12 protein-coding genes are annotated in these 9,578 nt (G+C 58.6%); 6 read left to right on the top strand and 6 right to left on the bottom strand.

Annotation, left to right across the window (positions count from 1 at the left end; genetic code table 11):
- Nucleotides 1–254: 254 nt before the first annotated feature.
- Together rhtA and LCU97_RS19745 are read left to right on the top strand one after the other, a co-directional pair.
- Nucleotides 255–1,142 carry a threonine/homoserine exporter RhtA gene (gene rhtA / locus LCU97_RS19750; RefSeq protein ID WP_232777536.1) on the top strand — a complete coding sequence of 296 codons (888 nt, stop codon included), beginning with the start codon at nt 255–257 and terminating at the stop codon, nt 1,140–1,142.
- A 167-nt stretch (nt 1,143–1,309) separates the two neighbouring features.
- Nucleotides 1,310–1,591 (top strand): hypothetical protein, encoded by a 282-nt coding sequence (locus LCU97_RS19745; RefSeq protein WP_053150469.1) that lies wholly within the window; start codon nt 1,310–1,312, stop codon nt 1,589–1,591.
- Between the two features lie 10 nt (nt 1,592–1,601).
- Here LCU97_RS19745 and LCU97_RS19740 read toward each other — a convergent pair whose 3' ends face one another.
- Nucleotides 1,602–2,171 carry a TetR/AcrR family transcriptional regulator gene (locus LCU97_RS19740; protein ID WP_232777532.1) on the bottom strand — a complete coding sequence of 190 codons (570 nt, stop codon included), beginning with the start codon at nt 2,169–2,171 and terminating at the stop codon, nt 1,602–1,604.
- 90 nt (nt 2,172–2,261) lie between these two features.
- Here LCU97_RS19740 and LCU97_RS19735 point away from each other — a divergent pair, with 90 nt between their 5' ends.
- Both LCU97_RS19735 and LCU97_RS19730 read left to right on the top strand, forming a co-directional pair.
- Nucleotides 2,262–2,990, top strand: coding sequence for an SDR family oxidoreductase (locus LCU97_RS19735; RefSeq protein WP_053150462.1), 729 nt, complete (start codon nt 2,262–2,264; stop codon nt 2,988–2,990).
- A 35-nt stretch (nt 2,991–3,025) separates the two neighbouring features.
- On the top strand, nt 3,026–3,616 hold the full coding sequence (locus tag LCU97_RS19730) for a 2-hydroxychromene-2-carboxylate isomerase (RefSeq protein WP_053150502.1): 591 nt from the start codon (nt 3,026–3,028) through the stop codon (nt 3,614–3,616).
- Between the two features lie 8 nt (nt 3,617–3,624).
- On the opposite strand, the gene LCU97_RS19725 is transcribed toward LCU97_RS19730, so the two are convergent.
- The 5 genes from LCU97_RS19725 to LCU97_RS19705 form a co-directional block, all read right to left on the bottom strand.
- Nucleotides 3,625–5,433 (bottom strand): aminopeptidase P family protein, encoded by a 1,809-nt coding sequence (locus LCU97_RS19725; RefSeq protein WP_232777531.1) that lies wholly within the window; start codon nt 5,431–5,433, stop codon nt 3,625–3,627.
- Nucleotides 5,434–5,477: 44 nt separating this feature from the next.
- Nucleotides 5,478–6,644 (bottom strand): cysteine desulfurase family protein, encoded by a 1,167-nt coding sequence (locus LCU97_RS19720; protein WP_232777530.1) that lies wholly within the window; start codon nt 6,642–6,644, stop codon nt 5,478–5,480.
- Nucleotides 6,645–6,803: 159 nt separating this feature from the next.
- Complete coding sequence (locus LCU97_RS19715) at nt 6,804–7,418, bottom strand: LysE family translocator (protein ID WP_053150452.1); 615 nt, start codon at nt 7,416–7,418, stop codon at nt 6,804–6,806.
- A 96-nt stretch (nt 7,419–7,514) separates the two neighbouring features.
- On the bottom strand, nt 7,515–7,784 hold the full coding sequence (locus tag LCU97_RS19710) for a hypothetical protein (RefSeq protein ID WP_053150448.1): 270 nt from the start codon (nt 7,782–7,784) through the stop codon (nt 7,515–7,517).
- Nucleotides 7,785–7,895: 111 nt separating this feature from the next.
- Nucleotides 7,896–8,261 (bottom strand): antibiotic biosynthesis monooxygenase, encoded by a 366-nt coding sequence (locus LCU97_RS19705; protein WP_053150445.1) that lies wholly within the window; start codon nt 8,259–8,261, stop codon nt 7,896–7,898.
- Nucleotides 8,262–8,354: 93 nt separating this feature from the next.
- Here LCU97_RS19705 and soxR point away from each other — a divergent pair, with 93 nt between their 5' ends.
- Together soxR and LCU97_RS19695 are read left to right on the top strand one after the other, a co-directional pair.
- Nucleotides 8,355–8,807, top strand: a complete 453-nt coding sequence (gene soxR / locus LCU97_RS19700; RefSeq protein WP_232777529.1) for a redox-sensitive transcriptional activator SoxR — start codon at nt 8,355–8,357, stop codon at nt 8,805–8,807.
- A gap of 103 nt (nt 8,808–8,910) precedes the next feature.
- Nucleotides 8,911–9,369: a VOC family protein gene (locus LCU97_RS19695; RefSeq protein ID WP_053150439.1), complete on the top strand. Its 459-nt coding sequence runs from the start codon at nt 8,911–8,913 to the stop codon at nt 9,367–9,369.
- The last annotated feature ends 209 nt before the right edge of the window (nt 9,370–9,578 follow it).

Genomic DNA, 9,578 nt, shown 5'->3' with positions numbered 1-9,578 from the left:
TGCTTCGATGACCTGAAGCCCTGCATCGCCGAAACCTACTTAACTCATTGAATATCAAGGAGTTTTCCGTTTCGACTGCGCCGGAAGTGGGGCGAATTATAGAGACTCAGAATCTGCCGTCAACCCTTAATTTTACTTTTCTATCCGTTCACGACGATCACTGGACAAAACCGCTGTGTATATAGACGTGGGAACAACAAATGCGCAATATATTGCTCAACCCATTCCCTACGTTAGCTGGACGACGCTTTTCAATGACTTCCCCACATCGCAGCCTGGCATCCATCGTCTACCCGGTTGCACTGCTACTTATCGCCATGGCATCAATCCAGTCCGGCGCCTCTCTCGCAAAAAGCATGTTTCCGGTAATAGGCGCCCAAGGCACTACGACCCTTCGGCTTATTTTTGCCAGCATCATCATGCTATTGCTGTTACGCCCGTGGCGCGCCAAGCTCACGGCCCAATCCCTGCGTACCGTGGTCGTTTATGGGATGGCACTGGGCGGCATGAATTTTCTCTTTTATATGTCGGTCCGCACGACTCCCCTGGGCATCGCCGTGGCATTGGAATTTACCGGCCCCCTGGCGGTGGCGATCTATACCTCACGACGGGCAATCGACTTTCTCTGGATTGCCTTGGCAGTGCTTGGCCTGTTCCTGCTGATACCCACCGGAGCCACCAGCACGGGTATCGACCTGGTCGGGGCCGGTTATGCGTTGGGGGCAGGTGTCTGCTGGGCACTTTATATCCTGTTCGGTCAAAAGGCCGGAGCGGACCACGGCGTACAGACAGCCGCATTGGGCGTAGTGATCGCCGCACTGTTCATAGCCCCCTTCGGCATCATCCATGCAGGGACCGCACTGTTGACACCAAGCCTGATTCCGGTCGCCATTGGCGTTGCCATTCTGTCCACGGCCCTGCCCTACACCCTCGAAATGATTGCCCTGACTCGTCTGCCAGCTCGCACTTTTGGCACGTTGATGAGCATCGAGCCCGCTGTGGCGGCCCTGTCGGGATTCATATTTCTCCAGGAGTATCTGTCGTTCCCTCAATGGGCCGCCATTGCCTGCATTATTCTCGCATCGGTCGGCGCAACGCTGACCATGAACAACACGGTTAAGCCCGTCGTCGCGGCGGATTGAAGCAGCATTTCATGAAAGTCTGGTATTTGCCGCGCATTTAGGCCATGTTTAGGCATGTAACCCAATGTCAGTCATGGATTTTTTCATACAGGACGTCATGAACGCTTCAAGCGCAAGCGAACACAGCCGTACGTGGACAGCAGATGCACGACGGCATAAGGACGGGAATGAAACGAATTTTGATATTGATCGCCATACTTGCAGTTGCAGGATGCGCGGCGACCACCAAGAGTGAAGTCAAACGCGGCAAAAAAGGCTTGCACATCAACTGCTCCGGTCTGTCCTCGTCCTGGGAGCAGTGCTTCGCCAGCGCCGCAAACTCATGCGCCCCCAAGAATTACAAAATCATCGCCAAGTCAGGCGATGCGGTCGAAGAGCCGGGGGACTATCCTTTCGGTCTCAACCCTGCCGGCTATACCAGCCGCAGCATGATCGTCATCTGCAAATAGACAGCGGTTTTCAATCGATCCGTTGCTCTGCCATTCGACGGCTTATCTCCTCCCGGCTGGATTGAAGGACGTTACGCTGGATCTCCGGCGCGACCAACATGCGGGCCACGACCAGTGCGCCAACGCATTGCGACAGAATCGCCCAGGCCAGACTCTCACTTCCCAGTATCTGCGCCCAGCCCTCATGCAAACGGCAGATCCACGTTTGCGCCGTCTCTCGCACCTGTACATCCGAACGAGCGATCTCAGCGCCAAGCACCGGCAGCACGCACCCGATTTCAGGTTGCTGGACATGTTCCATGCTCAGGTACTGCTGGAGACAACGCTCCAATCTGGCCGAATCCAGGACATGATCACCGCTCAGGCGCTCCAGACTCTGGGTCAACTCCCTCTCGACGATGACTTTGAAAAGTTCATCCTTTGAAGAAAAATGACTGTAGAACGCCCCGCCGCTCAACCCGATCGCTTTCATCAGCCCATCGACGCCCACCGTTGAAAATCCGGATTTCTTGGCGGAGACGGCACTGCTGGCCAACAGTTTTTCGCGGGTTTCCATTTTGTGACTGGCTGAATAACGCATACATCCTGCTCCTGATCGCTCACCTTGACGCCTACCCGACCTTAGCATAACGTCCGTTCAGCTAACGATCGTTTACCAATGAGGCTGATCATGGATAACAAGAAGGTCGTACTGGTTGTTGGCGCGGGAGATGCCACGGGTGGCGCGATTGCCAGGCGTTTCGCGAAGCAGGGATTTGTAGCCTGCGTCACCCGCCGTAGCGTCGACAAGCTCGCACCATTGGTCGAGGCGATACGCGACCAGGGCGGCGAAGCCCACGGCTTTGCCTGTGATGCGCGCAAGGAAGACGATGTGATCGCCCTGGTAGAACAGATCGAAAGCCAGATCGGCCCCATCGAAGCGTTCGTATTCAACATCGGCGCCAACGTGCCCTGCAGCATTCTTGAAGAAACCGCCCGTAAATATTTCAAGATCTGGGAGATGGCTTGTTTCTCCGGTTTCCTCAATGCCCGGGAGGTGGCCAAACGCATGGTCAAGCGCCAGCGAGGAACCATTCTGTTCACCGGAGCGACAGCGGGTCTACGGGGAGCCTCGGGGTTCGCTGCCTTCGCAGGTGCCAAACACGGCATCCGCGCGCTGGCCCAGAGCATGGCCCGTGAGTTGGGCCCCATGAACATCCATGTAGCTCATGTGGTGGTGGACGGCGCCATCGACACCGACTTCATCCGCGATAACTTCCCGCAAAAGTATGCAACCAAGGATCAAGACGGCATCCTCGACCCTGAACACATCGCCGAGAACTACTGGTACCTGCACACACAACCGCGCGATGCCTGGACCTTCGAGTTGGACCTGCGTCCCTGGAATGAACGCTGGTAAAGCCATCCCTCGATAACAACAAGAGAGCAGTTACCATGAGCAAATCGGTGGAGTTCTTCTTCGATATTGGCAGCCCGGCGACTTATCTGGCCTACACCCAGCTTTCCACGCTCTGTGCGGACGCCGACAGCGTACTGATCTATCGCCCTATGCTGCTGGGAGGTGTTTTCAAGGCGACAGGCAACGCATCACCGGTAACCGTGCCAGCCAAAGGCGCCCACATGGCCAAGGACCTGGATCGCTTCGCCAAGCGTTACGGCGTCGAATTCAGGCTCAATCCGTACTTCCCGATCAACACGCTTTCATTGATGCGAGCCATAACCGGCATGCAACTGCGTCATCCAGAACGGTTCGAAGCGTTCATCGATTGCCTGTTTCGCGCCCTATGGGTCGACGCCCGCAACCTCAGCGATCCGGCGACTGTGGCAGCCGTCCTGGATGAGAACGGTTTCGACCCTCGATATGTGCTGGCGTTGACCGCAGACGAGCCAATCAAGGAAGCCCTCAAGACAACCACTGAAGAGGCCATCGCAAGGGGCGTTTTCGGCGCCCCCAGCATGTTCGTCGGAGACGAGTTGTTCTTTGGCCAGGATCGGTTGGACTTCGTCCGTGAAGCCCTCAGCTGACCCGGACGTCAGATCGCCATCGTTCGTGTGTTCAACCATTGCAGCGCATCACCTTCCAGCAACGGGCTCAGGCGACGCTGAACCTCGGCATGATAGGCATTGAGCCACCCCTTTTCATCCTGGGTCAGCAACGATGGCTCCAGGCAGCGCGTGTCTATCGGGCACAAGGTCAAGGTTTCGAATTCAAGGAATTCGCCGAACTCGCTGCTGCCTGCTTCACGATTCAATGCCAGGTTCTCGATACGAACACCCCAGCGTCCCGGACGATAGGTTCCCGGTTCGATCGACGTGATCATGCCCGGCTGCATGGCTGTTTGCGGCGTGGGAGCCGCCTGGTAGGCAATGACCTGCGGACCTTCATGGACGTTCAGGAAATAACCGACACCGTGACCGGTACCGTGCCCGTAATCCACTTGCTCCGCCCAGATCGGTGCCCGTGCGATGGCGTCCAGCAGCGGCGATAGAATGCCCCGAGGGAATCGGGCCCTGGACAACGCAATGACCCCCTTGAGCACGCGGGTGCAGTCACGTTTCTGCTCAGCGTTGGGCGTTCCGACCGGTACCATGCGAGTGATATCGGTGGTGCCGCCAAGGTATTGGCCACCTGAATCGATCAACAATAAGCCATCGCCTTCGATGACCGCATGGGCTTCTTCCGTGGCGTGATAGTGCGGCATTGCGCCATTGGCGTTGAACGCGGCGATGGTATTGAAACTCAGGGAAACGAAATCCGGACGCCGTTTGCGTGCCGCCGTCAGGTGTTCATCGATGGTCAGTTCGGTGATGCGTTCACGGCCCCAGGCACCTTCCAGCCAGGCGAAAAATTCACAGAGCGCCGCACCATCCTGTTCCATGGCCCGACGGATGTGCTCGGCGTCGGCCGGGCTCTTGCGAGACTTGGCCAGCGTCGTGGGGTTGAGCCCTTCCACCAGTTTCACGTCATTGTGCAGATTGTCCAGTAAGCCGACCGTGACGCGGGCCGGATCGACCAGCAGGCTCGCGCCGCCTGGAACCTCCCGTAGCGCGCTGCCCGCCTCGCTGTAGTCCCGCAGGGAGATACCCTCTTGTTCGAGTGTCGCGCGCAATGCACCGTCAACCTTGTCCAGTGCCACGAACAAGGTCGCCTGCTGCTGGCTGATCAAGGCAAAGGAGACGAACACGGGGTTGAACGACACATCGGCGCCACGCAGGTTGAACAGCCAGGCGATATCGTCCAGGGTGGCGATGAAATGCCAGTCGGCACCACGCTCCTTGAGGGATTCACGCAATCTGGCGAGTTTCTCGATCCGGCTGACGGTCGCCTGAGGCGGCAGATGCGCGTAGACCGGTTGACTGGGCAGGGATGGACGGTCGGTCCAGACTTCGTCGAGCAGGTCGATGTCAGTACGCAGCCGTGCACCACGTTCTTGAAGTTTACTGCCCAGCGTTCGAGCCGACGCCACGGCCATGACCGCACCATCGACCGCAACCACTGCTCCTTCAGGGGTCTGCTCCGCAAGCCAGTCCAAGGGACCGGGCTGGCCTGGAATGAGCTTGACCAGTTCGATCCCACTGCCCTCCAGCTCATGAGTAGCCTGTTCCCAGTAACGACTGTCGGCCCAGACCCCGGCGAAATCCCCCGTCACGATCAAGGTGCCGACCGAACCGTGGAACCCCGACAGCCATTGCCGACCTTGCCAATAGCCGGGCAGGTATTCCGACAGATGCGGATCGGCCGACGGCACCAGCAACGCATGGATGCCCTCGCGGCTCATCAATTCACGGATTCGGGCCAGGCGTTGGGGAACCAGTCCATGGGTCAAAGGCTCGGTACTCATCGTTTCTCCTGTTCATCATTATTGTTCGGTGCCGGACGTCCGGCTTATGAGGTGGTGGCCCAGAATGCAGGCGCGGCGGCACAGGCTGCCTCGATCAACTGCACGGCTTCGTCGATGTCCTGCTCACGGGTGAAGCGTCCCAGACTCAAGCGAATGGTCCGCCCGGCCGCACGCGCATCGTGCCCCAGGGCCAGCAGCACGTGGGATGGCGTGTTGTTCGCCGAATTGCAGGCAGACGTGGCGGAAAATGCAAGCGAAGTGCCCAACGCAACCGGGTTGAATTCACCTTCGTAAAAAGTCAGGCTCAGCGTGTGCGGAATACGCTGGGTCGCGCTGCCGTTGACCCGCACGCCAGGAAGGGCAAGCAGCGGTTCGAGCAAACGATTGCGCAATCGAGCGATTTTGTCGAGCTCATCGTCGATTGCCTGAGCCGCCAGTTCGAAGGCAGCCCCCATGGCAGCGATCTGGTGGGTGGCAAGCGTGCCGGAACGAAGGCCGCCCTCGTGTCCACCGCCATGGATCTGCGCCGCCAGACGCGGCCGGGCGCGCTCGCCGACGTAGAGCGCACCGATCCCTTTGGGACCATAGATCTTGTGAGCAGAAAACGACATCAGGTCCACCGGCCACCGGTCAAGGTCGATTCTTACCTTGCCGGCTCCCTGGGCCGCATCCACATGAAACAGTGCGCCGTGCCCACGCACGACCTCACCGATGGCGGCGACGTCAGTGAGTGTGCCCAGCTCATTGTTCACCAGCATCAGCGACACCAGGAATGTGTCTTCGCGCAATGCCTCGCGCACCGCTTGCGGATCGATCAGACCATCGGCGTCCGGCGCCAGCCGGGTCACCGCGACGCCGCTTTCTTCAAGCTGTCGGACTGTATCGAGCACCGCCTTATGCTCGATCAGACTGGTGATGACATGTCCCGGGGACGCACCGCGCGCCTGGGCCACGCCCTTGAGGGCCAGGTTGTTGGACTCGGTGGCGCCGGAAGTCCATATGATCTGCTCCGACTGCGCCCCGACCAATTGCGCCACCTGCCGGCGCGCATGCTCCACCGAGCGGCGGGCGTGCTGGCCGAAAGCATGGGAGCTGGAAGCCGGGTTGCCGAAGTTACCGTCGAAGCCCAGGCATTCAACCATGACCTGGATGACTCGTTCGTCCACCGGTGTGGTGGCGGCATAATCGAAATATAAAGGACGTTTATTCATGGGAAACTCGCAGAGCCTGTTCCGGGACCGGGCGCCCTCGTTGGGTTCAAGACTAGCTATACCCGATCGAAGACCTTAAAGAAGTGAGACTTCGTTTAAAAGTGCGTAGGAACGCTCCTGAACAGCGAGCTTAGCAGGCATCCGGCTCAAGCTCAGCCCTCAACCGATGCTTTCGAGCAACAACGGGTACAGCGAGGCAACCAGCAACAGTGCCATGCCCCAGTTGAACAGGCGCAGCCAGCGACGATCACGCAACAGGTTGCGCAACAGGCTGCCGCAGATCACCCACACGCTCACACTGGGCAGGTTGATCAGGGCAAACACGGCGGCGATTACCACGACATTGAAAAAGTAGCCCTGGATCGGTGTATAGGTGCTGATGGCTCCGATGGCCATGATCCAGGCCTTCGGGTTGACCCATTGGAATGCCGCCGCGCCCCAATAGCTGATCGGTGCGTGATTCCCTGCCCGGCTGTCCGAGACCGGACCGGAGTGGGCAATCTTCCACGCCAGGTACAGCAGGTATGCCGCGCCGGTATAGCGCAATATCGTGTAGAGCAGCGGATATGTCTGGAACATAGCGCCAAGACCCAGGCCTACCGCCAGCACCAGGGAAAAGAAACCGCAGGTGATGCCCAGCATATGCGGGATGGTTCGGTTGAACCCGAAATTGACCCCCGAAGCCAGCAACATGGTGTTGTTGGGCCCAGGCGTGATCGAAGTCACAAGGGCAAACAGGGCGAAGCCCAGCAGCAAATCAAGCGAAAGGGTCATGACATGGAGTCCGTCGGGTGGTCAGGGAAAGACCCTACCCCACGTCCCGCTGCAAACCCATGGACAGTTGGGTAAAACTTCAGGCGGTACAGTCTCTCAGCTGGCCCGGCCCGGCAGTTTCTGTACGGTCTGTTCCGCGCTCATCTCGCCACGATCGTCGAAGCTCGAATTTTTCTGCGACGGGCCAAGCAGTTCGGCTTTTTTCGCATGGTATTCATCGAACGACAGCCCCCGGCGATTCAGGGCCTCAAGGGCCAGTTCGCGGGTTTCCTCGGCGGTGTAGGGACGCAGCTCAGGCGATGATGTGGTGCATCCACTCAGTACGGCGGTGACCGACAGCAGCAAAACAGCAACGATGCGATTCATGATGGGTATCCGGTGTTCTGTGGTGATGAACAAAGGCTACCCGTCGGTCCCGTACGGCAGAAATCAACGCTTTCAATAGTAGGTATTGCCCCTTCGCATCGGCCGTTGCGCTTAATCGACCAGCTGACAATTCAACGCGTTGTCCAGGCTGCGCTCGATATTGCGTACTACATGGAACGAACCGAACGTCACGGTTCGGACCCGATGTACCTGGACCAACTGCCAGAAATCCTGTTCGCCCCTTTCAAAACACTGAAACGCCGCTTCGCCCGCTTCTCGGGTTCGCCATTGCAGGTAATTGAGTACACGCCTGCCGTCCTCGCTGGCCTGGATACTGGCACTCAGGAAACCCTGGTGATCCCGGGCCAGGCGCTCGGTCTGGTCCGACAGAGCATCGATCAAGGCCTGCTGCCATTGCGGTTCGATGTCGAATTCGATCAGTTGGGTAAAGCTGCGATTGTTCCCAGGCAATTGCATGACGACTCCTCGATACGTGTGAGACGAATCTTGCGATTCAAAGGCGTGCAGGGTAAAACCTCCAGTTAACTCAAGGTCAAGCAGTGAATCGTCATGACCAGGATCGATGTTCACAAAGCGCTCACCGTTGGCCAGGTGGCCGCCCGCAGCGGCGTGGCAGTCACCGCCTTGCATTTCTATGAAGCCAAGGGACTGATCAAAAGCACTCGCAACCAGGGCAACCAAAGACGTTATCCCAGAGAAGTGTTACGGCGCGTGGCGTTGATAAAGGTTGCCCAGCGCCTCGGCATTCCCCTGGCGGAAATCGGTCAGGCGTTGGGAGCCCTGCCCGACGACCGTGCCCCAACGGCCGCCGACTGGAAGATCCTGTCAGAGCAATGGAGCCGCGACCTGGACGAACGCATCAACCAATTGATGGCACTGCGTGACCGGCTCAATGGCTGCATCGGCTGCGGGTGTCTGTCGATGGAAGCGTGCCCGCTGCGAAACCAGGGCGATGCACTGAGCAAGCGCGGGCCGGGCGCACATCTGCTGGACGTAACATAAGACGTTCGTCGGGGCATGGGTCGGTCCCAGGCGGCTGTCCTATAGTGGTTGTTCGCACATCGACGAAGCCTCTCTTCGCCGGACAGAACAAGGAGAAAATGTCATGGCCGTCAAAGCCATCCCCGAAGGTTTCCATAGCATCACGCCTTACCTGGGCATCAAGGAAGCGGCACAAGCCATCGATTTCTACAAAAAAGCCTTCAACGCCACCGAAGTCATGCGCCTGACCACGCCTGACGGAGGCATCGGTCATGCCGAACTGCGGATCGGCGGCAGTCCGATCATGCTCGGCACGCCGTGCGATGAGGGGCCTCTGCGCAACCCGGACCAATCACCCTCGGTGGGCCTGCACCTCTATGTCGAAGACGTGGACCGTATGTTTGCCCAGGCGATTGCCGCCGGTGGCACGGTCATCTCCGAGGTCAAGGATCAGTTTTACGGCGATCGCACCGGATCCTTGAAGGATCCCTATGGACATGTGTGGTTTCTGGCGACTCACAAGGAGGACCTGACCCAGGAGCAGATCGAACAGCGGGCCAGGGAGATGTTCCAGCAAGGCTGATTCGGTATGGGAGCGAGCCCTGCTCGCGATAGTCTGCCTGAACCGGGGATGTTGGATGTGAACCGGTCATCGCGAGCAGGCTTGGCTCCCACAGGATTTCGCCCACGCTATAAATACGAAACATTTTCTTTCATCTTTCTCTTCGGGATTTCCCGTGTTCGTTCGTCTTAATTAGATGCAGCAGGCCGCGTCGGCAAAAGCCACGGGCT

This window comes from Pseudomonas uvaldensis (genome assembly GCF_021271205.1).
In the GTDB taxonomy this organism is placed as follows: domain Bacteria; phylum Pseudomonadota; class Gammaproteobacteria; order Pseudomonadales; family Pseudomonadaceae; genus Aquipseudomonas; species Aquipseudomonas uvaldensis.
The sequence above is the reverse complement of the archived record's forward strand: the minus strand, read 5'-3'. Positions and strand labels throughout refer to the sequence as shown.

Excerpts from the sequence above, each read along its gene's own strand:
- rhtA (WP_232777536.1), top strand. The coding sequence starts at position 255 with ATGACTTCCCCACATCGCAGCCTGGCATCCATCGTCTACCCGGTTGCA.
- LCU97_RS19745 (WP_053150469.1), top strand. The coding sequence starts at position 1,310 with ATGAAACGAATTTTGATATTGATCGCCATACTTGCAGTTGCAGGATGC.
- LCU97_RS19740 (WP_232777532.1), bottom strand. The coding sequence starts at position 2,171 with ATGCGTTATTCAGCCAGTCACAAAATGGAAACCCGCGAAAAACTGTTG.
- LCU97_RS19735 (WP_053150462.1), top strand. The coding sequence starts at position 2,262 with ATGGATAACAAGAAGGTCGTACTGGTTGTTGGCGCGGGAGATGCCACG.
- LCU97_RS19730 (WP_053150502.1), top strand. The coding sequence starts at position 3,026 with ATGAGCAAATCGGTGGAGTTCTTCTTCGATATTGGCAGCCCGGCGACT.
- LCU97_RS19725 (WP_232777531.1), bottom strand. The coding sequence starts at position 5,433 with ATGAGTACCGAGCCTTTGACCCATGGACTGGTTCCCCAACGCCTGGCC.
- LCU97_RS19720 (WP_232777530.1), bottom strand. The coding sequence starts at position 6,644 with ATGAATAAACGTCCTTTATATTTCGATTATGCCGCCACCACACCGGTG.
- LCU97_RS19715 (WP_053150452.1), bottom strand. The coding sequence starts at position 7,418 with ATGACCCTTTCGCTTGATTTGCTGCTGGGCTTCGCCCTGTTTGCCCTT.
- LCU97_RS19710 (WP_053150448.1), bottom strand. The coding sequence starts at position 7,784 with ATGAATCGCATCGTTGCTGTTTTGCTGCTGTCGGTCACCGCCGTACTG.
- LCU97_RS19705 (WP_053150445.1), bottom strand. The coding sequence starts at position 8,261 with ATGCAATTGCCTGGGAACAATCGCAGCTTTACCCAACTGATCGAATTC.
- soxR (WP_232777529.1), top strand. The coding sequence starts at position 8,355 with ATGACCAGGATCGATGTTCACAAAGCGCTCACCGTTGGCCAGGTGGCC.
- LCU97_RS19695 (WP_053150439.1), top strand. The coding sequence starts at position 8,911 with ATGGCCGTCAAAGCCATCCCCGAAGGTTTCCATAGCATCACGCCTTAC.